This is a genomic window from Alcaligenes sp. SORT26 (assembly GCF_017377875.1).
In the GTDB taxonomy this organism is placed as follows: Bacteria; Pseudomonadota; Gammaproteobacteria; order Burkholderiales; family Burkholderiaceae_B; genus Alcaligenes; species Alcaligenes parafaecalis.
This window is the reverse complement of the sequence record NZ_CP070975.1, coordinates 1,361,061-1,383,894: the sequence shown is the minus strand read 5'-3', so window position 1 is coordinate 1,383,894 and position 22,834 is coordinate 1,361,061. Positions and strand designations below refer to the sequence as shown.

The 22,834-nt window shown below is 56.1% G+C and carries 17 protein-coding genes; 12 read left to right on the top strand and 5 right to left on the bottom strand.

What is annotated here, in order from left to right:
- Positions 1-38: 38 nt before the first annotated feature.
- Both JYG33_RS06415 and bla read left to right on the top strand, forming a co-directional pair.
- Positions 39-3,644: a YhdP family protein gene (locus JYG33_RS06415; protein ID WP_207875167.1), complete on the top strand. Its 3,606-nt coding sequence runs from the start codon at positions 39-41 to the stop codon at positions 3,642-3,644.
- Positions 3,645-3,761: 117 nt separating this feature from the next.
- Positions 3,762-4,637, top strand: coding sequence for a class A beta-lactamase (bla, locus tag JYG33_RS06410; protein WP_207875166.1), 876 nt, complete (start codon positions 3,762-3,764; stop codon positions 4,635-4,637).
- A gap of 55 nt (positions 4,638-4,692) precedes the next feature.
- Here bla and JYG33_RS06405 read toward each other — a convergent pair whose 3' ends face one another.
- Complete coding sequence (locus JYG33_RS06405; RefSeq protein WP_207875165.1) at positions 4,693-5,373, bottom strand: GntR family transcriptional regulator; 681 nt, start codon at positions 5,371-5,373, stop codon at positions 4,693-4,695.
- Positions 5,366-5,875 (bottom strand): 4-vinyl reductase, encoded by a 510-nt coding sequence (locus tag JYG33_RS06400; RefSeq protein ID WP_243430288.1) that lies wholly within the window; start codon positions 5,873-5,875, stop codon positions 5,366-5,368. The genes JYG33_RS06405 and JYG33_RS06400 overlap by 8 nt, the downstream gene beginning before the upstream one ends.
- A gap of 160 nt (positions 5,876-6,035) precedes the next feature.
- On the opposite strand from JYG33_RS06400, the gene JYG33_RS06395 reads away from it, so the two are divergent.
- From JYG33_RS06395 to JYG33_RS06365, 7 genes are all read left to right on the top strand, one after another.
- Positions 6,036-7,559, top strand: coding sequence for an ABC transporter substrate-binding protein (locus JYG33_RS06395; protein ID WP_207875164.1), 1,524 nt, complete (start codon positions 6,036-6,038; stop codon positions 7,557-7,559).
- Positions 7,560-7,641: 82 nt separating this feature from the next.
- The gene (locus JYG33_RS06390; protein WP_207875163.1) at positions 7,642-8,655 is read left to right on the top strand and encodes an ABC transporter permease; all 1,014 of its coding nucleotides are present in this window, start codon (positions 7,642-7,644) and stop codon (positions 8,653-8,655) included.
- Entirely contained in the window at positions 8,652-9,536 is an 885-nt protein-coding gene (locus JYG33_RS06385) for an ABC transporter permease (RefSeq protein ID WP_207875162.1), read from the top strand. The genes JYG33_RS06390 and JYG33_RS06385 overlap by 4 nt, the downstream gene beginning before the upstream one ends.
- Positions 9,536-11,422 (top strand): ABC transporter ATP-binding protein, encoded by a 1,887-nt coding sequence (locus JYG33_RS06380; RefSeq protein ID WP_207875161.1) that lies wholly within the window; start codon positions 9,536-9,538, stop codon positions 11,420-11,422. The genes JYG33_RS06385 and JYG33_RS06380 overlap by 1 nt, the downstream gene beginning before the upstream one ends.
- Positions 11,423-11,454: 32 nt before the next feature.
- Complete coding sequence (locus tag JYG33_RS06375; RefSeq protein WP_207875160.1) at positions 11,455-12,768, top strand: Rieske 2Fe-2S domain-containing protein; 1,314 nt, start codon at positions 11,455-11,457, stop codon at positions 12,766-12,768.
- Between the two features lie 5 nt (positions 12,769-12,773).
- The gene (locus tag JYG33_RS06370) at positions 12,774-13,364 is read left to right on the top strand and encodes an aromatic-ring-hydroxylating dioxygenase subunit beta (RefSeq protein ID WP_207875159.1); all 591 of its coding nucleotides are present in this window, start codon (positions 12,774-12,776) and stop codon (positions 13,362-13,364) included.
- Positions 13,365-13,377: 13 nt separating this feature from the next.
- Positions 13,378-13,992, top strand: coding sequence for a flavin reductase family protein (locus tag JYG33_RS06365; protein ID WP_207875158.1), 615 nt, complete (start codon positions 13,378-13,380; stop codon positions 13,990-13,992).
- 78 nt (positions 13,993-14,070) lie between these two features.
- On the opposite strand, the gene gdhA is transcribed toward JYG33_RS06365, so the two are convergent.
- The 3 genes from gdhA to trxA all read right to left on the bottom strand — a co-directional run bounded on the left by gdhA (position 14,071) and on the right by trxA (position 17,205).
- A complete protein-coding gene (gene gdhA / locus JYG33_RS06360; protein ID WP_063690655.1) occupies positions 14,071-15,411 on the bottom strand; it encodes an NADP-specific glutamate dehydrogenase in 1,341 nt (446 codons plus the stop codon).
- A 141-nt stretch (positions 15,412-15,552) separates the two neighbouring features.
- On the bottom strand, positions 15,553-16,809 hold the full coding sequence (rho, locus tag JYG33_RS06355; RefSeq protein ID WP_009455931.1) for a transcription termination factor Rho: 1,257 nt from the start codon (positions 16,807-16,809) through the stop codon (positions 15,553-15,555).
- A gap of 69 nt (positions 16,810-16,878) precedes the next feature.
- On the bottom strand, positions 16,879-17,205 hold the full coding sequence (gene trxA, locus JYG33_RS06350) for a thioredoxin TrxA (RefSeq protein ID WP_207875157.1): 327 nt from the start codon (positions 17,203-17,205) through the stop codon (positions 16,879-16,881).
- Between the two features lie 234 nt (positions 17,206-17,439).
- Between trxA and JYG33_RS06345 the strand changes: the two genes are divergently transcribed.
- The 3 genes from JYG33_RS06345 to JYG33_RS06335 all read left to right on the top strand — a co-directional run bounded on the left by JYG33_RS06345 (position 17,440) and on the right by JYG33_RS06335 (position 22,827).
- Entirely contained in the window at positions 17,440-19,401 is a 1,962-nt protein-coding gene (locus tag JYG33_RS06345) for a DNA topoisomerase IV subunit B (protein WP_207875156.1), read from the top strand.
- Positions 19,402-19,421: 20 nt separating this feature from the next.
- Entirely contained in the window at positions 19,422-21,731 is a 2,310-nt protein-coding gene (gene parC / locus JYG33_RS06340) for a DNA topoisomerase IV subunit A (protein ID WP_207875155.1), read from the top strand.
- Between the two features lie 61 nt (positions 21,732-21,792).
- The gene (locus JYG33_RS06335) at positions 21,793-22,827 is read left to right on the top strand and encodes a CDP-6-deoxy-delta-3,4-glucoseen reductase (protein ID WP_207875154.1); all 1,035 of its coding nucleotides are present in this window, start codon (positions 21,793-21,795) and stop codon (positions 22,825-22,827) included.
- Positions 22,828-22,834 lie beyond the last annotated feature (7 nt).

Genomic DNA, 22,834 nt, shown 5'->3' with positions numbered 1-22,834 from the left:
GAAATGACCGCATCTAACTATACTCGGGAATTGATTGCATGGTAGTTCGAGGGCTTGTGCGACTGGCGCTGCTGCTCTATTTTGCGCTGATGCTAAGCCTGGTCGGGCTACGTTACCTGCTCGTGCCCCAACTGGATAATTTGCGTCCTTATCTGGTGCAGAAAATCAGTGAGCAAACCGGTCTGAACGTCCAGATTCAAGAATTAAAAGGCGACTGGCAAGGCTGGAATCCCCATATTGCAGTGACGGGCTTGTCCCTGGCTGAGCCGGGCCAGGAGCCCATGCTGCAACTGCCTCAATTGGAAGCCGATATCAGTTGGAAGTCGCTGTTCAGCGGCTCGCTGCAATTGCGTCAACTGGATGTGCAAGGTTTGACGATTCCTGTGCGGCGCGATCCTCAAGGCCAGATTCTGGTGATGGGGCAAGTGCTGGATCTGGAGGATGACAGCACGGACACCGAGCCTCAGGCTTGGCAAGGGCCGGTTCGTTGGCTGCTGGAACAGCGGGGCATTCGTATTCAGGGCACATCCTTGCAGTGGCAGGACGACTTGCGCGGTGCGCCGGTGTTGAGCCTGCCTTCCATTCAGTTGCAGATCGGGTATAGACAGGGCTGGCACGAGGTGAATCTGGCCACGGCCTTGCCCGCGAATCTGGGAGAGTCCCTGGACCTTGCCTTGCGGGTGCAAGGCAAGCGTCGTCTGCCAGAGAATGTGGATGTGATGGACCTGCCTTGGGAGATGACGGTGCAGGCCAAAGGGGTAGATACTCCCGCGCTGCGCCCTTGGCTGGATGTGCCTGCAGTTCTGGACAAAGGCTGGCTTGATCTGCGTGCCCAGGCCAGTCAGACCCAATCGGTTCAGCCCATACAGATGCAGCTAGTCGCACAACTGCGCGATGTGGCCGTGCTGACTGAAAGCGAAGATCGGCTGCAACTGGAACAGGCCGCTGTTGAGCTGGCTGGCGGGCTGAACGACGTGCAGGCGCTGGCTCAGGGCAAGCAAAGTGGCGATCTGCAGTGGGCGCTGGCTATGAATGGCTTTGGCCTGCGTGTACCGGATGTGTTCGCCCAGTATCTGGCCGTGGACCAGCTTGCTGCTCAAGGCACCCTTCATCGTGATGAGCAGGCCAGACTGAGCATCAGCAAGATGAGTCTGGGTGTGCGTAATCCCGATCTGGATGCACAGATCAGTGGAAGCTGGCGTGAAGATGCTCATTTTGAAGCCGGGGTGGCGGATTGGCAGGGCCAATTCAAATACCTGAATTTGGGCGCTTTGGTGAATTACCTGCCTTTAACCGTTAATCCGCTGGCCCGCGAATGGATGCAGACTGGATTGGTGCAAGGGGCGGTACGTGATGGCACGATTCGTGTGCAGGGCGGTCTGGATACCTTTCCCTATGGCTTGAGTCCGGAAGATGGCAGTTTTGAAGTGGCGGGGGCCTTGGATAACGGGATTGTGGATTACCAGCCTGCACGTCCCAAGCGCTTGGCCTGGCCGCGTCTGGAAGGCGTGCAGGGCAGCATACGCATGCACAACGACAATCTGGATATCCTGGCTCAGCAGGCGCGCATGCCAATTGCCAAGCATCAGGATATTGCCCTGCGGGATATCCAGACACACATCACCTCTTTGGAAAAAGAAAGCTTCTTGAAGCTGGAAGGCTTGTCTCAAGCCCCGGCCACCAGCTATCTGGCTTTGGTGCATCAATCCCCCCTGGATTCGCTCCTGGATGGCTTGCTGTCAGAGAGCCGGGTCAAAGGGGACTGGACGGTTCCTCTCAAGCTGCAGATTCCCTTGGATAATGCAGACGACACACAAGTCCAGGGCCAGATCCAGATAGACAATGGCGAGTTTCAATACATGCCTCAGGCGCCGTCTTTGACAGCCTTGAAGGGGGAGTTGGCCTTTAACGAAAAAGGCATTAGCGCGCAGACTTTGTCAGGCAAGCTCCTGGGCGGTGATACCCAAATTAGCGGTGTGCTGGAGCCGGGCAAGCCCGGCTTGCGTTTGAATGGCGTGCTGACCGCACAAGGTCTGGAGCAGTACCTGGAATTGAAAGGCCTGCAGCGTTTGCAAGGCCAGACACCGTACAGCGCATTGATGATGTTGGATGCCAAGAGCTCTTTTTCTTTTGGTGTGGAATCTGATCTGAGCGGGCTGGCCTTGAACTTGCCCGAGCCTTTTCATAAGCCTGCGGAGCGGGCGGCTAAATTGAAGGCGGATTGGCGTAGCGACTCCGCCGCCAAGCTAGATCGTTTGCAGATCAGTCTGGAAGACAGGCAGACTTTTTTGCTGAATCTGCTGCACCTGCAAGGCTCCCGCCAAGGCAGTTATTTCCAGAGCGGAAGCATAGGAACCCCCGGTCTGGTGAACTGGCCCAAGCGTGGTCTGGAATTGCACAGTCGCTACAACCGGATAGATCTGGATGCGTGGGAGCAGGTCGTGCAGGAGTTTGGCCAGAATTTGGATGGCAGTGCCCTGGCTTCCTCGGCCCGCCCTTTGCTGCCCCTGTTGGAACGGGTACGTCTGAAAACAGATCAAGCGTTTTTCAGAGGGCAGTGGCTTGATCAGTTGGAACTGGAAAGTACCGAAGATGCTGCAGGCAAGTTGTACATGAGTCTGAAAGCCCGGCAAGCAGAAGGGAATGTGCAGGCGCAGCATCAGGACGGACGTTTTACCGGCTTGTTCAGTGCCAATTTTTCCCGTTTGCATATTGATAGCCGTCGCCCGGATTGGGCCTGGCCCGATGCCGACTTGCCTATGGACGACGATCTGCTCTTGCCTGCGATCTCGCTCAAGGTTGATGACTTGCAGATTCAGGGCATGCGTTTTGGCAAGCTGGAAGCCAAGGGCAAGCCTGACGGAAAGGGACAGCAGTGGAAGCTGGAGAACTTTGCCCTGAGTGCGGACGGTATGCAATTGCAAGGACAGGGCTCCTTGGCATTGCGTGGACCACAGCGTGGCTTGGAGCTGATTGCCAATAGTTATGTTGCTGATCTGGGGAAGTTTGTTGATGTCAGTGGTTTGCTGACCGAGTCAATCAAAGACGGTGACGGCACAGTACAAGCTGCCTTGTTCTGGAGTGACTTCCCCTGGACATTCGACAAGCGCAAGATCAGCGGGCAGTTCAATGTGGATTTGAAAAAAGGGCGCTTTATCAGTTTGAAATCGCGTTCAGCCAAGTTGCTGGAGCTCTTGAGTCTGCAGTCCATTTCACGTTTAAGCCGACTGGATCTGGATTTGTTCGGAGCCGTCAAAACAGGCTTTGCTTTTGATAGCCTGACTGGGCGCATGAACCTGGCACAGGGCAAGCTGGAACTGGATAACTATCAGATCAAAGGCCCAGCAGGGGCAATCAAGCTGAAGGGCTGGATTGACATCAAGGACGAGACGCTGGATCTGGTGGCGGTGGTGAACCCCAATCTGGATATGAGTGGCGCGGCGATTGCCGCGTATTTCACGGTTAACCCTGTCGTGGGGGTAGGGGCTTTGCTGACGCAGTGGCTGATGCAAATTCCGATGAGCAGCCATTTGTCAGTGACTTACGCGGTGACCGGCAAAATTGATGATCCTCAATTGAAAGAGCTGGATGCCCCAGTTGTCAGCGCTGAGAAAAGAGAGCCGCCGCCGCGGATTGAACCTTAAGGTTCGCCGTAGTCCATCAAGTTGGGTGGCATGACTTGATGGGGCCAGATTCAAGTTAAAGGCCGGTCCGGCAGCAAGGTTTTTTCTGTGTGTTAACTGATATGTAAAGATAGGCCGATGAGTACAAATAAACTGAAGCGACTCGGGGTGCTGCTGATTGCAGCAGGCCTGTCTTTCAATGTGTTTGGGGCTGGCACCCATCCTGTCGTGCAGGCTGCTCAAGAGGCTGAGCAGTCGCTGCAGGCTCGTGTTGGCGTGGCCGTCCTGGATACCGCAGACGCGCAGCTTTGGCAGTACCGTGCTGATGAGCGTTTCCCTATGGCCAGCACTAGCAAAGCCCTGATTTGTGCCGCGTTGCTGGCCAGAGGGCAGGGGGCGATGAAGACCGCCTGGCTGGTCAAGGAGGAGGCCATACAGTCGTATGCGCCCACCACGGAAAACATGATTGGTCAGTATGTATCGGCGGCTCAATTATGTGCGATTACGATGCGCAACAGCGACAATACGGCCGCTAACGGGGTCTTGGAAATGTTGGGTGGGCCAGGGGCCATCAGCTCTTTTCTGCACACGCAGGGCGATACGGTGACTCGCCTGGATCGCAATGAGCCGGACTTGAATGAAGCTACGCCGGGCGACCCTCGTGACACGACTACTCCCCAGGCCATGGTGCAAACCTTGCAGAAGCTGGTTCTGGGAGAGGGGCTTGAATCCCCTTCCCGTGATCGGCTGATTGACTGGCTGCGCCATAACGAAGTGGGTGGGCCTTTATTGCGGGCCGGTGTGCCTGAAAGCTGGCTTGTCGCAGACCGAACGGGGGCAGGGGGGTATGGCACACGCGGAGTGGTCGCGGTGATGTGGCCACCAGAGCGTGCACCCTTGGTGGCGGCCGTTTACATCACGGAAACCAAGGCGTCGATGGAAGATCGCAATGCGGCTATCGCCAGGATTGGCAAGGCCATTGCAGCGTCGGTGGAGCAGAAAGCGCAGCCTTGACGCACCTTGTTCTGAGCATCAGTAGTCCCGTGCGCAGCCTTATGCAATCAGGCACTTAGCCAGTCTGGCGCTCCAGCATTTCGTCCAGCGTCGCGTAATAGCTCATGGACGCATGGCGCAGATTGCCGCGCACATGCTCGCGGGCCTGTTCCGGGTCTTTATCCAGAAAGGACTGCAGGATGCCGCGAGTGGCCTGCATGGACAGCTCCCGGTAACGCGTATCGCGCAAGGTCGCCAGACGCACCGCTTCCACATGGTCGCTCAGGCGCATGATCATGGTGCTTAAATGCGGGTTGGGGCACAGCATGATCCAGCTTTCCCGAAAGGCATCGTTGGCAATCATGTACTGCATGGGGTCTGCGGCTTCATGTGCTTTTTCGGCTGCCGTGGCGGCCTTGTTCATCAAGGCCAGGCCTTCCAGACTTGCTTGCAGGCAAGCCGCTGCCGCCGCTTCCGGCTCCAGCAACATCCGTATTTCAAAGATCTGCGCAATATCGGCAGGCGTGAAGCGCCGCAGCATGAAGCCGCGTGAGGTGCCTTCCAGCAATCCTTCGTTGGTCAGTTGCAGCAGGGCTTCGCGCACTGGCATGCGCGAGACTTGCAATTCAGCCGCAATTTCATGGTCGACCAGACGGCTGTCATAGTTGATTTCGCCACTGCGCATGCGGCTGCGCAAGTGCTTGTAGACCTGCTGGCGTATGTTCAGTTTCGGGGCGGCAGGCTGGTTTTTATTCATTGATTTTGGGTAAGACGGTGAACAGGCAGTCAGCATGTTGGCCCTGTGCGCAGCAGTGAGTTTCCTGCACCTGGACGTGCTGATCGTAGATCAGTTTGCCGACGGCTGTAAGCATACCAACGATAGGTCGGCACAGGGGCTGATCATGGGGCCCAAACCCCCAGGCAAAGGGGCTGTTTTTCACACTGACCTGCAAACCTGCGCTGGCGGCCGTTTGAATATCCCAGTTCCCCCAACCTAGCTGTGCCGAAATATCCGCAATGCTGTCCAGCAAGGCCTGCGGCTCGTGATTGATGGCTTCCCAATAGGCCTTGGCCGACAAGCCCCCTTGTTCCATCACGGCCTGCCCCAAGGCATCCAGCGCCTGTGTTCGGGCGGGTTCATCCAGGCGGCGAAAGAGCCCCATCAGTACATCGGCACGCATCATCAGGTAACGCCGATCTGCATCCAGAATCTGGCCCTGAGCCGTATCCCAGTGCAATCTATCTTTAAATTCAGTCATTTTTAATAAAAAGTATATTGTTTTGTTTTTAGATAATATGTTGATATTAAAGCGAATAAATTATAGGGAAAACCATTATCCATTTAATTTAAGAATAAACTATATACTTTTTAGCAAGGCGGACTCCCGCTGGGATGATGTGCATAACAAAAGGGGACACATGGTGAAAGCGTTGCGAAAAAGCGTGATGGGGTTGGCCTTGGGGGCGGCCTTGATGATGGGCTGTGGGACGGCCAGCCTGGCAGCCGGGAACGAGCTGAAGATTGCTTTCCCGGTGGATATTCCATCCTGGGATCCCACCTCGGTGACTTTCCCGGCCGGCCAGTCGATTTACAAAGCGGTGTTTGATTCCCCCCTGTTTGTGGGTGACGATCTGAAGGTGGCACCCCGCCTGATCGAGTCCTGGGAATGGGCGGATGAGACGGGTCAGGCTTTGAAGGTCAAGCTGCGCGACAAGGTGAAATTCCATGACGGTAGTGACATGACAGCCGAGGATCTGAAGTTCACTTTTGATCGTGCGATCAACAAGAAAACATTGGCATTGAATGGCATGTTGCCTACCCTGAAGTCGGTAGAAATTACCGGCCCTCTGGAAGCCATCATTCATTTCAGTTCGCCTACACCCACAGCACCGAAAGGTCTGGCTTTCTTGTCCGCCTATATCTTGCCCAAAGCCTATTTCGAGAAGGTGGGGGAAGAGGAATTCCTGAAGCGTCCTATAGGCGCAGGCCCGTACAAGCTGAGCGATTATCAGCGTGGTTCCCGCATTACCCTGGAAGCTTTCGAAGACTACTGGCAAGGTGCGCCAGACTTGAAGCAAGTGGTGTTCGAGATTGTGCCGGATTCGTCGGCACGGGTGGCTGCTGTCGAGTCAGGCCGGGCGGATGTCTCTGTGCAGATTCCTGTACGTGAGATCAGCCGCCTGGAAAAGAATCCCAAGCTGGAAGCCAAGGTCTATCCCTACAGCGAGATCTACATTCTGCAAATGCCCAGCTATGTAGAAAGTTTCAAAGACGTGCATGTACGTCGTGCCATGAATATGGCGATCGACAAGGCCGGTCTGTCCCGTGCCTTCTATAAAAATGTGGCTCAGCCCTTGTCGGTTCTGGCTACCAAAGGCTCGCCTGGTGATGTGCCTGATCTGAACATTCCTTTCGACAAGAAAGCGGCGGTAGAGGAGTTGGCCAAGGCGGGTTACAGCACGGAAAAACCGCTGACCATCACCTTGTACTCCACCAATAACACCTTCCCTTCGGACTATGACGTCGCTCGTGCGGTGGCGCAGATGTGGAGCCAGATCGGTGTACAGACTACGGTTGAAGAAATTACCGTGGCCAAGTATCTGGAACTGAGCCATTCGTCCAAATTAACAGGCGTCATGCTGTATAGCTGGGCCAATGCAACCGGCGATCCAGAGATTTTCACGGGTCGAATTCTGGACCCACGCCTGCGTTTCTCCACCTGGAAAGAAGAGCGCCTGGCGGACACGCTGGATGAGCTGAATCGTCAGATGGACGAGGACAAGCGAGTAGCCGGTTACCAGGCGCTGAACCGTGAAGCGGCGGAACAGGCCTGGAGCCTGCCAGTGTTGCAGTCCATCTCCACCATTGCCTACAAAAAGGGCCTGAAGCTCAATACCTATCAGACGGGTTACATCCTGCCGCAGGAATATTCCTGGCAGTAAGCCTTTCATGCGCCCCGCAGCGTGATGCTGCGGGGTGGTCTACCGGGTTCCTCCCGGCGTATTTTCTCCTGCGGTTCTCTTCATGAAAAACGTTTGCTTCCTGATGGCGCGCAAGCTCGTCTTCGTGCTGGTGACGGCGTTCCTGCTGTCCATGATCGTGTTCTTCATGCTGCGCGTCATTCCGGCTGATTCGCTGGGCATGATGTTGCCTCCTTCGGCCACCGAAGCCGATGCACAGGCGCTGCGTGTTGAGCTGGGCATGGATGGCTCGGCCTTGCATCAGTACCAGGTTTGGTTGAGCGGTGTATTTCGCGGCAATTTGGGCAACTCCATCTTCTTTCATCAACCAGTGACAGGTTTGCTGGCCCAGGCCTTGCCCCCCACGCTGGAGCTGGCCTGTGTCAGTTTGCTGATGGCTTTGTTGATCTCTATTCCCGGCGGCATTGTTCTGTACTTGCTGGACAAGAAAAAGATCGAATTTGTGGCTGACTTTGTACTGGTGCTGCTGCTGTCCGTGCCGTCCTTTCTGTGGGGCATCATTTTGATCGTGGTGTTTGGTGTGCTGTTCCCGGTCCTGCCCTTTATGGGACGTATGGAAGGCACGCCAGCCGTCGATGGTGGTACGGGTTTTTTGCTGTTTGATCTGTTGATACGCGGTCAATGGCTGGCCTGGTGGGATGCCTTCTCGCATCTGATCTTGCCTGCATTGGCCCTGGCGCTGGCTTTCAGTCCCATTGTGATTCGCGTCTTGCGCTCCAGCCTGATTGAAACGGCCAATAGCCAGTACGTGAATGTCGCTCGTCTGCGCGGTGTGCCGGAATGGCGCGTGCTGCTGGTGCACATGCTGAAAAACGCGGCCCTGCCCACCTTGACTCTGATCGGCGTGCAGTTTGGCTTTTTGTTTGGCGGCACCTTGCTGATCGAAGTCATTTTCTCCTTCCCCGGTATCGGCAATCTGATGGTGCAAGCCATCAAGAACCATGACCTTCCCCTGATTCAGGGCGTGGCCCTGGTGTTCTGTTTGATGGTGCTGGCCGTCAACTTCTGTGTCGATGGCTTGTATAGCGTTATGAATCCACGTTTGAGGTCCGCATGAGCGCGCATCCACAATCTTTTTGGCAAGCGCGGCTGCGGCCTGTGCTGGCCCATCCCAAGGTGCTGGTCGGTGGCACCTTGGTACTGATCTTTGCCCTGGTGGCCTTGTTTGCCCCCTTGCTGGCTCCGAATGATCCCAACGCCCAGGACTTGCTGGCAACGCTCTTGCCACCTGCCTGGCAGGACGGCGGTCTGGCGCAGTATCCCTTGGGAACGGATGGCCTGGGGCGATGTATTTTGTCGCGCCTGATTTATGGCAGTCGTGTGGCCTTTCAGGTGGCAGTAACCGCCGCGGCAGGCACGATGGTGCTGGGCACGGTGCTGGCTATTTTGGCTGGCTATATCGGTGGCTGGTTTGATCGAGGTGTCAGCTCCCTGGTGGTGCTGTGGATGGCGTTTCCGCCTGTGGTCTTTTCCATGATGTTGATGGTGGGACTGGGCACGGGCCTGTTCAACGTGATTTTGGCTGTGGTGCTGGTGGACTGGACGCGTTTTTATCGTGTGGTTCGGGCCGAAGTTCTGGTGGCGCGTCAGCGTGACTATGTCTATGCCGCGCATCTGCTGGGTTTTTCCCACCTGCGCATCATGCTGCGCGAAGTGCTCCCTAGCGTGGCTCCACTGATCGTCACCTTGTTCAGCCTGCAAATGGGGGTAGCCATTGTGGTTGAAGCGATCCTCAGTTTCGTGGGGCTTTCCGTTCCGTCCGATGTGGTGGCCTGGGGCGTGATGCTGGCTGATGGTCGTGACCAGATTTACCAGGCAGGCTGGGGCTTGATGGCACCAGTGATTGGCATTGTGTTTGCAGTGCTGGGTTTCAATTTGCTGAGTGATGGTTTGCGCACCACGCTGGATCCTCGGCTCAAGCAACGAGGAGCGCACTGATGAGCGTGCCAGTTATTGAATTCAAGCAAGTCAGTGTCTCAGTGCCGGTGCAAGGGCAATCGGTAGAGCTGCTGCGCAAGGTCTCGTTTGCAGTACAAGCAGGCCGCACCTTGGGCCTGGTCGGGGAATCCGGCGCGGGCAAGAGCATGATAGGGCGGGTGATCTCAGGCATGTTGCCTAGCAATCTTCGCTTGTCTTCGGGGCAAGTCTGTTTTCAGGGTTCGGTGGTAACGGGCGCGCAAATGCGTCGCCTGCTGGGCCGAAAAGTGGCTTTTGTGCCGCAGGAGCCCTTGTCCTCCCTGAACCCCGTGCTGACCATACGCCAGCAGATGTTTGAGCATTTGGCTCGACTGGGTATTCCCCGCACATCGCGCGAGCAATACTGTCTGGAGCGTTTGGAAGAGGTGGGTTTGCCCGATCCTCCCTCCATGCTGGGCCGATATGCGCATGAACTTTCGGGTGGGCAGTGCCAGCGTATCTTGATTGCCATGGCCTTTTCCGGCGACCCGGAGCTGATTGTGGCCGACGAGCCTACAACGGCCTTGGATGTGATTACTCAAGCGCAAATCATCCGTATTTTGCGAGATGTGCAGCAGCGCCATCAAACGGCCGTGATTCTGATCACCCACGATTTGCGCATGGCGGCCCACGTTTGTGATGAGGTTGCCGTGCTGTATGCCGGAGATGTGGTCGAACAAGGTCCCGCTGCAGACGTGCTGGATACGCCTTTGCATCCGTATTCCTGGGCACTGAAAAATGCCACGCCGGCATTGAATGGCCCTTTATACGCGTTGCCATCCTTGGCTGACATCATGCCCGGCTTGAAAGATATGCGGGATCTGCCTGGCTGTCGCTTTGCGCGCCGTTGCCCTACTCGCAATGCGGTTTGTGAGCAGCGCGTCCCGGAGTTGGAAGCAGTTAAACCCGGTCATTGGGTGAGCTGTGCAGGCCCCTGTCTGACGCGCGACGCCGCAGCCCAGGCTGCGCTGCATGTTTTGCCGCAAGGGCCGTCTGAAGACTTGGCTCCCTTGGTGGAGTTTCAGAATGTGGAGCGCAGCTACCGTGTGACGCGTAATGGTCGTCGCAGCCTGATGGTTGCCTTGCGACCCCTATCCCTGAGCGTGCGCCCCGGCGAGATGGTTGGTGTGGTGGGGGAAAGCGGGAGTGGCAAGAGCACCGTCGCCCGTTTGATGGTGGGTTTGTTGCAGCCTAGCGGTGGACAAGTGCTGGTGCAAGGCCAGTCCCGCGAGCAGTTTGCCAAAGGGCAGGGCGAGTCCTTGTCGCAGACGATTCAGATGGTCTTTCAGGATCCGGATTCGGCCTTGAATCCACGCCGCAGTGTGCAGCAGTTGGTCACGCAGGTGCTGGAGTTGCAGCCGGGGATGACGCCTGAGCAGCGTCGTCAGAAAGCCGACGAGTTGATGGCGCAGGTGGGCATTGCCCAGGATGCTGGTTTGCGTTTCCCTTCGGAGCTGTCCGGTGGGCAAAAGCAGCGTGTGAACATTGCCCGCGCCTTGTGCGTGCAACCGCGTCTGCTGGTCGCCGATGAAATTGTTTCGGGCCTGGATGTATCCGTGCAAGCACTGATCCTGAATCTCTTGCTGCGACTGAATAAGGAATTGGGCGTCGCGGTGGTGTTCATCTCCCATGACTTGTCCGTGATTCGCTATCTGTGCACGCGAGTGCTGGTGATGAAAAACGGTGAAGTTGTCGAGCAAGGTAATACCGCCGAGGTATTTGCCAAGCCGCAGCATCCCTATACCCGTCTTTTGCTGGGCAGTGTGCCGCCGGATGATTCCAGCCAGATCTGGCCTGCGCCTTTGGATTGTCCATCCCAAACCGTGGGTGAGGCTGCACCCGCTTTAGTACCCGCTATGGCGGTCTGAATCCCGTTCTACTCGTATTTACAGGAAGCACTATGAGTTATGCCAATAACGAGGCCGCCTTGTCGGGCCTGACCCAGGACCACCAGGTCCATCGGGATGCCTATCTGGACGAGGATGTCTTTCAACTGGAAATGGAGCGGCTGTTCAGCCGTGCCTGGCTCTACGTGGGCCATGAAAGTCAGGTGCCCAAGACGGGCGATTATGTGTCGGTGACCTTGGCGCAAAGCCCTGTCATCATGCTGCGCCATAGCGATGGCTCGGTACGGGTGGTGATGAACCGTTGCGCTCATAAAGGGGCCCGACTGGTCAGTGAGTCCAGTGGCAATGTGGGCAAGATGCTGCGTTGCCCGTATCACGCCTGGACCTACAAGCTGGATGGCTCGCTGCTGGCTGTGCCGCTGAAAAATGCCTACGAAAACACGGAGTTTTCGCAATGTCCGGCGGCTGGTGGTTTGTCCACGCCGGGGGCGGTAGAAAGTTATCGCGGCTTTGTGTTTGCCCGCCTCAGCAAAGAAGGCTTCAGCCTGCAAGAGTACTTCGGTGATGTGCTGCAGGCCTTGGACAATATGGCGGATCGCTCTCCGGAAGGGGAGTTGCAGGTGGCAGGCGGTTCGATTCGTACCGTCATCAACTGCAACTGGAAGATGTACATGGAGAACATCAACGACACCGTGCATCCCATCTCCACGCATGAGTCGGCCTCCAGCTCGGCAGCCAAAGTGGGTGAAGTGTTCAAGGAAGAAGACCCCACTGCGCTGGAGCAATTGCTGCCCTTCGGTTCGGGCTATGACTTCTACTCACGCATGGGCGTGGAAACGTATCCGAACGGGCACAGCATTCTGGGCACCAAGTTCAGCATTCATACTGACTACTCCGGAATTCCGGGCTACAAAGCCATGATGAATGAAGCCTGGGGCGAGGAAAAAGCGGCTCGGGTGCTGGGTTTCAATCCACAAAACGTGGTGTTTTACCCCAGCATGGCGGCCAAGGGTTCGCCACAGATTATTCGTGTATTGCGGCCTCTGGCAGTAAACCGGACTTTGCTGGAAGTGTGGGTGTTTCAACCCAAAGGGGCACCGCGTGAAATGCTGGATCGCGGCCTGACTTATAGCCGTCTGGTTTATTCGCCCATGAGCGTCGTCGCCCATGACGATGTGCATTTGTTCGAGAGCCAGCAAGCCAGCCTGAAAGCCCAGGGCAATCCGTGGGTGAACCTGCTGCGTCAATACGATGCGCAGGAAGGCGAGCAGGGCAAGGGCACGTTTGATGATGCTAATAATGAATGGGTCATACGCAATCAATACCGTGCCTGGAAGCAAGGCATGACGCAGCAGGAGCAGGAATGATGGGGATGATGCAAGAGCAGGGCCAGCAGAGGGGCCAAGGACAGGATGCATTGCAAGGTCAGCAGCAGTTGAATCAGCAGCAAAGCCAGGGGCAAGGCCAGCGTCTGGGCCAAACGGAGGGTCTGCAACAAAGCCTGCAGAACTTTGTATGGCAAGAGAACGCCTTGCTGGACCAGGGTCGCTTTGATGAATGGTACGAGTTGTTTGCACAAGACGGCCTGTACTGGATTCCTGGTGAATCCGGGCAGGAAAGCCCCGAAGGGCGCATGTGCATTGCCTTGGAAAATCGCATGTTGATGCGCTTGCGTATTGACCGTCTGTCGCACCATCGTGCCTTTTCCTTGCAACCCGGCGTGCGTGGTCTGCGCGTGATTCAAACCCCGCGCGTTCAGTCCGAACATCCTGACGAGGACGGCTGCTATACCGTGCGCACCAATCTGATTTATTCGGAGTATCAGAAGCAAAAAACCGAGGTTCTGCCTGCTACCGCCTCCTATCGTTTGCGCGCCGTCGATCAGGCTTGGGAGATCGTGGAAAAGCGGGTGGACTTGTTGAGCGTGGATGGTTATTTACCCACCATTCAGCTCTTCATTTAGGCCACGCATGCACATGACTAACACATCACCCAGCTATCGCAGCCTGTCTTGTGAAGGCATGGACGACAGCATGGCTTACCGCCTGCTGACGTCCCTGATCGTGCCGCGTCCCATTGCCTGGGTATGTACCTTGGAGGAGTCGGGTAGTGTGAATCTGGCACCGTTCAGCTCCTTTAATTACGTGGCACACAGCCCACCCATGCTGGCGATCAATATCAACCGTAATGATGACGGCAGCTTGAAGGATACGGCCCGTAATTTGCAGGCCAGCAAAGAATGTGTGGTGCAGTTATGTCGCCAGTCTGATCTGGCTGCTGTCCACGCCAGTGCTGCTGCCTTGCCGCCCGGCCAGAGTGAGGTAAAGGAGTTGGGCATGAGTCTGGTGCCCAGCCAGTATGTGCGCGTGCCTCGCCTGGATGGGGCCGCCGTGCAGATGGAGTGCAAGCTGGATCAGGTAGTGGATTTGGGGCGTGGCGTGAACCAGCTACATATTCTGGAAGTGCTGGCTTTTCACGTTGATTCGTCCTTGATGGACGAGAAGGGGAAAGTAGATCTGGAGGTGTATCGGCCTTTGGCGCGGTGGGCCGGGCCGTATTATGCACAGCGTGGGGATATTCTTCTGCCTTGAGTCTGTGCTCCGCGTAGTGGACCAACAAAAAAACCGCCTTGTGGGCGGTTTTTTTGACTACTGAGCAAGGCGCAAAACTTAATAAACACCTTGATGACGCATGGCATTGGCGACTTTGACAAAGCCGGCAATATTGGCGCCGTTAACGTAGTGGATGAAGTCGCTTTCTTGACCATAGTTCACACAATTTTCGTGGATGTCACGCATGATGGAGTGCAGCTTGGCGTCAACTTGTTCACGTGTCCAGCTTAAACGCTGGGCGTTTTGGCTCATTTCCAGACCGGATACGGCAACACCGCCCGCATTGCTGGCTTTGCCAGGGGCATACAAGATTTTGGCGTGGATAAAGGCATCGACCGCGTCCAGCGTGCTGGGCATATTGGCGCCTTCGGCAACGCAACGCACACCGTTCTTGATCAGGACTTCAGCATCTTTGCCATCCAGCTCATTTTGGGTTGCGCAAGGCAGAGCGATGTCCACAGGGACGTGCCAAGGACGTTTGCCTTCTTGAAAGAGCAAGCCGTGTTCTTTGGCGTAATCCACCAGACGACCACGTTGCACATTTTTAACGTGCATCAGGGAAGCCAGTTTTTCGCGGGTAAAGCCGTCCATGTCCACCACGCAACCTTGCGAGTCGGAAACGGTAACCACTTTCGCACCCAGATCCAGGCATTTTTCAATGGCGTATTGAGCCACATTGCCCGAGCCGGAAACCGACACTGTCATGCCGTCAAAGGACAAGCCTTTGCGAGCCAACATTTCTTGTGCGAAATATACGGTGCCATATCCCGTGGCCTCAGGACGAATCAAACTGCCGCCAAAGCACAAATCTTTACCGGTGAAGACACTGGCTGCGCTGTTGGAGAGTTTTTTCATCATGCCAGCCATAAAGCCAACTTCACGTGCGCCCACGCCGATATCACCGGCAGGTACGTCTGTGTCTGGACCCAGATGGCGGTACAGCTCAACAATCAGGGCCTGGCAAAAACGCATCACTTCGCCATCGGACTTGCCCTTGGGATCAAAGTCCGAGCCGCCTTTACCGCCGCCCATAGGCAGAGTGGTCAGGGCGTTTTTGAATGTTTGTTCAAAAGCCAGGAACTTCAGAATGGACAGGTTCACCGAAGGGTGAAAGCGCATGCCGCCTTTGAAAGGACCGATGGCATTGCTGTGCTGAATACGGAAACCGCGATTAACCTGAACCTGGCCACGATCATCTACCCAGGAGATACGAAACTGGATAGCGCGTTCGGGTTCGACCAGACGTTCGAGCAGACCATGATCGGCGTACTGGGGGTTTTTCTCGATGAAGGGCCACAAGCTGGTCATGACTTCCCGTACGGCCTGCATGAATTCAGGCTGGTTAGGGTCGCGGGACTGCACTCTGGCTAGGAACTGTTCTAGAGAGATAGATTTCATTGCAAGCGAACTCTGTTTGCAATACTGAGATTTCGAGTAGAACTCAGCAGATTGAAAGAATGGATGCACGGGAATGCACCCGATCATACGCCCATCGCAAGCAAGCCTCTCGTATAGAGAGGCTTGCGCGGGATGTTCGATTTACTTCTTCATCATGTCGAAGAATTCGGAGTTGGTCTTGGTAGCCCGGATTTTGTCCAGGATAAACTCCATGGCTTCAATTTCATCCATCCCATGGATGAACTTGCGCAGAACCCAGACCTTTTGTAGAAGATCGGGTTTGATCAGCAACTCTTCACGACGGGTACCTGATTTATTCAGGTTGATGGCAGGGTAAATTCGTTTCTCGGCCAGACGGCGCTCCAGATGGATTTCGGAGTTGCCGGTACCTTTAAATTCTTCATAGATGACTTCGTCCATGCGGCTGCCGGTTTCGATCAGGGCAGTACCGATGATGGTCAAGGAGCCACCTTCTTCCAGATTACGGGCAGCGCCAAAAAAGCGTTTGGGGCGCTGCAGGGCGTTGGCGTCCACACCACCGGTCAAAACCTTGCCCGAAGCAGGGACCACGGTGTTGTAGGCGCGAGCCAGACGGGTAATGGAGTCCAGCAGGATCACCACGTCTTTTTTCAATTCAACCAGGCGTTTGGCCTTTTCGATGACCATCTCGGCCACTTGCACGTGACGCGTAGCGGGTTCATCAAAGGTGGAGGCCACCACTTCGCCGCGCACGGTGCGCTGCATTTCGGTCACTTCCTCGGGGCGCTCGTCCACCAGCAGGACGATCATGATGGCCTCGGGGTAATTGGTCGTGATGGCGTGAGCCATATGCTGCATCATCACGGTTTTACCGGATTTGGGGCTGGCCACGATCAGGGCGCGCTGGCCTTTACCGATAGGCGAGAAGATATCCAGGATACGACCTGTGATGTTCTCTTCGCTTTTGATGTCGCGCTCCAGGCGCATGGGCTGATCGGGATGCAGCGGGGTCAGGTTCTCAAACATGATGCGATGTTTGATGGCCTCGGGCTGCATGCCGTTGACCTTGTCCACCTTGACCAGGGCAAAGTAGCGCTCGCCGTCTTTAGGGGTGCGCACTTCGCCTTCAATGGAGTCACCCGTGTGCAGATTGAAACGACGAATCTGCGAAGGCGAGATGTAAATATCGTCTGTGCTGGCCAGGTAAGAGGTTTCTGGCGAACGCAGAAAGCCAAAACCATCAGGCAGGACTTCAAGCACCCCGTCGCCGAAAATCTGCTCGCCTTTTTTGGCGTGCTTTTTCATGATGGCGAACATCAGCTCTTGCTTGCGCAAGCGGTTCGCGTTGTCGATTTCCAGAGTGGCAGCCATTTCTAGCAGCTGCGAGACGTGCAGAGCTTTTAATTCGTTCAGGTGCATGGGTGTGGGGAAGGGCTTTCAGCAGCAGACCGCAGGCCAGCGAAGGGCCTGCGTGCGGTTAATCAGAGATTACAGGGAGCTGTCGAGAAACGCGCTAAGTTGGGACTTGGCCAGTGCGCCGACTTTAGTCTGGGCGACTTGGCCGTCTTTAAACAGCATGAGCGTTGGAATACCGCGAACACCGAATTTAGCAGGGGTGTCGGGATTTTCATCGACGTTGAGCTTAGCGATGATAACACGACCTTTGTACAGTTCGGCGGCCTCGTCGAGCAAAGGTGCAATCATTTTACAGGGGCCGCACCATGCAGCCCAGTAATCGACCAGAACAGGAAGTTCGGCATTGAGGACGTCGCTCTCAAAGGAGGCGTCTGTAACGTGAATGATGGAGTCGCTCATGGCAAGATGCAAAAAAATTAAAAGATAACGAAAAACTATACGTGTGGCGTGACCTGAGCACAATGTATTCTACGGCCAATTGCGACGGTCTTGTTGCCAATTTTTGACAGGATACCATTGCGTCTGGTTGATAATGTGCATTCACTGCGCAACGCGCGCCAATAAAGCGTTTCCCCACTGGCGCCTAACCACTCGTAAAATAGCGTTTTTCTGTACGATCTACCGGGAATCAAGTTGTCTACTACACGTTACGACGAATCTTCTATACGGGTGCTCAAAGGGCTGGAACCGGTCCGTCAGCGCCCGGCCATGTATACCCGCACGGATAATCCCCTGCATATTGTGCAGGAGGTCATCGATAACGCGGCCGATGAAGCCCTGGCTGGTTTTGCCCGTACCTTGACGGTTACCTTGCTGGAGGACGGCGGTATCCAGGTCGAGGATGATGGGCGCGGTATTCCTGTCGGCCTGCACCCCGAAGAGAATGCGCCTGTGGTGGAACTGGTTTTCACACGGCTGCATGCCGGGGGCAAGTTCGACAAGCTCAATGGCGGGGCCTATGCCTTCTCCGGCGGTTTGCACGGGGTGGGGGTTTCAGTAACCAATGCCTTGTCGCGTCGCCTGGAAGTGCTGGTCTGGCGTGACGGGCAAGCCAATGAAATCGTCTTTGCCGACGGCGAGCTGGAGCAGCCTCTGGCCCAGACGGGGACGGTGGCCAAGCGTAAAACGGGCACCCGTGTTCGGGTCTGGCCCGATCCCAAATACTTTGACTCTGCCCAGATTCCCCTGGCTCAACTGACTCATATCCTGCATAGCAAGGCCGTCTTGCTGGAAGGGGTGACCGTGGAGCTGGTGCAGCAAAAAACCGGCCAGCGTCAGCAGTGGTGCTATCAGGACGGTTTGCGTGGCTATCTTCAGGAAGAGATGGAAGGCGTGGAGTTGCTGGTGCCGCTGTTTGAAGGCCGCCAGTACGCCCCGCAAGATGACGATAATTTCTCGCCCGGGGAAGGTGCTCATTGGGTGGTGGCCTGGACACTGGACTCCCAGATTGTGCGCGAGTCTTACGTCAATCTGATCCCCACCAGTGCCGGTGGTACGCACGAGTCGGGCTTGCGTGATGGCCTGTATCAAGCCGTGCGCAGCTTTGCCGAGCTGCATAGCCTGATTCCCAAGGGCGTCAAGCTGCAGGCCGAGGACGTATTTGCGCGTGCCAGTTTTGTACTGTCCGCCAAGGTGCTGGACCCGCAGTTTCAGGGCCAGATCAAGGAAAAGCTCAATAGCCGTGACGCGGTTCGTCTGGTGAGCGGTTATGTGCGCAATGCGCTGGAACTGCACCTCCACGCCAATGTGGATCAAGGCCGCAAGCTGGCTGAAGTAGCCGTGCGTCAGGCTCAGGCCCGCACGCGTTCGGCCCAGAAAGTGGAAAAACGTAAAAGTTCGGGCGTGGCGGTCCTGCCCGGCAAGCTCACGGACTGCGAATCCCACGATCTGGAAAATTCCGAACTGTTTCTGGTCGAGGGTGACTCGGCAGGCGGCTCGGCCAAAATGGGGCGCGACAAGGAATTTCAGGCCATTCTGCCCCTGCGCGGCAAGGTCTTGAATGCCTGGGAAGTGGATCGTGATCGCTTGTTTGCCAACCAGGAAATTCACGATATTTCCGTGGCGATCGGTGTCGATCCGCACGATGCCCAGTCCGAACCTGACCTGTCCGGTTTGCGCTATGGCCGCATCTGTATCTTGTCGGATGCGGACGTGGACGGCTCGCACATTCAGGTGCTCTTGCTGACCTTGTTCTTCCGTCATTTCCCCAAACTGATCGAGGCGGGCCACGTGTATGTAGCGCGCCCCCCCTTGTTCCGCGTAGATGTGCCTGCCGCTGGCAAACGCCCGGCTCGCAAAATCTATTGCCTGGATCAGGGCGAGCTGGATGCCACTTTGGAAAAGCTGCGCAATGAAGGTATCCGCAACGAGTCCTGGAGCATCAGCCGCTTTAAAGGTCTGGGTGAAATGAGCGCGGAACAGTTGTGGGATACCACCATGAACCCCGATACCCGCCGTTTATTGCCTGTGCATTGGGGTGAGGATGGGCTTAGCGGTACGCAAACCATGTTCACCATGCTGATGGGCAAGGGCGAGGCCTCGGCCCGCCGTGCCTGGTTGGAAGAAAAAGGCAATTTGGCCGATCTGGACGTCTGAGCCCGACTTAAGAGTTATTTATGGATAGCAATCAATTGGATTTTGAACCGGCCGGATCGGACGATAGCATCACGCTGGCGACGTACGCCGAACAGGCGTATCTGGATTACGCCGTTTCGGTCGTGCGCGGGCGTGCCTTGCCGGACCTGACGGATGGCCAAAAGCCGGTGCAGCGCCGCATTCTTTACGCGATGGACGCGATGGGCCTGGGCCCAACTGCCAAGCCAGTGAAATCGGCCCGTGTGGTGGGGGATGTGCTGGGTAAGTACCACCCGCACGGTGACCAGGCTGCCTATGACGCCATGGTGCGTATGGCACAGAATTTTGTGCTGCGTTACCCGCTGGTTGATGGGCAGGGTAACTTCGGTTCGCGCGATGGCGACAATGCCGCCGCCATGCGTTACACGGAAGCGCGCCTGACTCCGTTCTCGCGTTTGCTGCTGGACGAGCTGGACGAAGGCACGGTGGACTTTATCCCCAACTACGATGGCAGCCAGAAAGAGCCAGTGACCTTGCCTGCTCGCTTGCCCATCATGCTGCTTAACGGCGCATCGGGGATTGCGGTGGGGATGGCAACCGAGATTCCTTCCCACAACCTGCGCGAAGTTGCCCAGGCTTGCGTGAGCCTGCTGCGCAATCCGAATTTGAGCGATCAGGAAATACACGAGATCGTTCCTGGCCCGGACTTTGCCGGCGGTGGCCAAATTATTTCCTCTTCGGCTGACATTGCAGCGGTTTACGCGCAAGGCCGAGGTTCCATCAAAGCTCGTGCCCGTTGGGTATTCGAGGAAATGGCGCGTGGTCAATGGCAATTGGTCGTGACTGAATTGCCGCCCGGCAGCTCCTCCCAGCAGATTCTGGAGGAGATTGAGGAACGCACCAATCCCAAGGTCAAAGCGGGCAAAAAATCCCTGAGCACCGAGCAACAGCAGACTAAAGCCTTGATGCTGAATATGCTCGATGCCGTGCGTGACGAGTCGGGCAAGCAGGCCGCCGTGCGTCTGGTCTTTGAACCCAAATCCCGCGCTATTGATCGGGACGAGTTTGTGACCACCCTATTGGCGCAGACCAGTCTGGAGCGCAACGTCTCCATCAACCTGGTGTGTATTGATACTGATGGCCGTCCCGGCCAGCGCTCCTTGCGTCAGGTTCTGCAAAGCTGGCTGGAATTCCGCCGTCATACGATGGAGCGCCGTACCCGCTATCGTCTGGACAAAGTCACTGATCGTATCCATGTGCTGCAAGGGCGCATGGTGGTGTACCTGAATGTGGATGAAGTCATCCAAACCATTCGCGAATCTGACGAACCGCGTGCAGCCTTGATGGAGCGCTTTGAGTTAAGCGAACGTCAGGCCGACGATATTCTGGAAATGCGCTTGCGTCAGTTGGCGCGTCTGGAAGGCTTCAAGATCGAGAAAGAGCTGCAAGAGCGTCTGGAAGAGCAGGAGTCCTTGCAAAAGCTGCTGGATGATCCCAAGGCCTTGAAACGTCTGATGATTCGTGAAATCGAAGCAGACGTTAAAACCTACGGTGATGAGCGTCGCACCTTGATTGAAGCGGCCGAGCGCGCCGTGCTGGAAACCAAGGTGGTCGACGAGCCAGTTACCGTGATTGTGTCGCGCAAAGGCTGGCTGCGTTCGCGTCAGGGCCACGGCCACGACGCCTCGCAATTCAGCTTCAAAACGGGTGATGATCTGCGCGATTCGCTGGAGTGCCGTAGTACCACTGATCTGGTCGCCATCGGTACCGATGGCCGGGTCTATACTGTGCCGGTTTCCAGCTTGCCTTCAGCGCGTGGAGATGGTCAGCCCATTACCTCCATGATTGAAGTCAGCTCCAGCGCGCCTATCGAACATATTCTGGCCGCGCCTCTGGAGCAGAACTACTTGCTGGCGGCCTGCGATGGCTACGGTTTTGTGGCCTCCCAAGGCGACATGAATACGCGCCAGAAAGCGGGCAAGCAGTTTGTCACTATTGAAGATGGCAAAAAGCTGCTTAAACCCCTGGCTTTGCGCCCAGACGATCAGTATGTGGGCCTGCTCAGCGAGCAGGGACGTTTCCTGGTGGTGGACATCAAGGAACTGAAAGTGCTGTCCAAAGGTGGACGTGGCACCGTGCTGATCAAGCTCAATGAAGGTGATACGCTGAGTCAGTGGGTGGCCTTTGGTGAAACCGGTCTGGCGGTTAGCGGAGTAAATCGCAAGCGTCCCTCTACCATCGTGATGGATCTGGACATGCTGGCCAATTATCTGGGCAAGCGGGCAGGCAAGGGCAAGACCCTGTCGCTCAAATTGAACGACCCTGTTTTGCATCGGCCTGAAGAGTCCTGAATTTGTATTGTCGCCGGAGGCTGGCCCTCCGCCTGATAGCTTTCTTTTTTGAGTGTGGGATATGAGTTTCAAAGTTACGGTTCAGCCCAGCGGGCATAGTTTTGACGTACAGCCCGGACAATCTGTGCTGGATGGCGCGCTGAATGCGGGCATTGTTTTGCCCTATAGCTGCCGTAATGGCACCTGTTCGTCTTGCCGTGGCAAGGTCATTGAAGGCGAATATGATGCAGGCCGTGCGCCCGAGCAATTGCTGAGCGAAGACGACCGTGCGGTGGGCTACACCCTGTTCTGTCAGGCCAAGCCCAGCAGCGACATGCTGATCGAGTCCCACGAAATTCGTATGGCGACCGATATCCAGATTCGCAAAATGCCGTCGCGCGTCGTGGGGCTGGAAAAGGTACGTGATGATGTGATGGTGGTGCGTCTGCAAATGCCATCGTCCGAGCCTTTCCGTTACTACCCCGGCCAGTATCTGGAATTCATCCTGAAAGATGGCAGCCGTCGCAGCTACTCCATGGCCACACCGCCACGGGAAGACAACCAGGTGGAATTGCATATCCGTCACATGCCCGGCGGCGTGTTTACCGATCATGTGTTCGGTGCCGGTGCCACCGCCATGAAAGAGCGTGAAATTCTGCGCGTGGAAGCGCCTTTGGGTTCTTTCTTCTTGCGTGAAGACAGCGCTGCTCCTATGGTGTTCCTGGCCAGCGGCACGGGTTTTGCACCGATCAAGGCCTTGATCGAGCGTTTGATTCAAACCGGCAGCCAGCGTGAAGTGGCCCTGTACTGGGGTGGTCGTCGACCCAAGGATCTGTACCAGTCCGAACTGGCTGAAAAGTGGGCTAGCGAACTGCCTAATGTGCGTTTCATTCCGGTGATTTCGGACGCACAGCCCGAAGATGCTTGGACGGGACGTACCGGCTTTGTGCATCAGGCCGTATTGGCTGATTTGCCTGATCTGTCGGCCTGGCAGGTCTACGCCTGTGGTGCGCCGGGTATGGTCGAGGCGGCTCGCAAGGATTTTGTGGAGCAAGCTCAACTGAATCCGGACAATTATTTTGCAGATGCCTTTACGTCCCTGGCAGACGTAAAGTAAGCGTCTT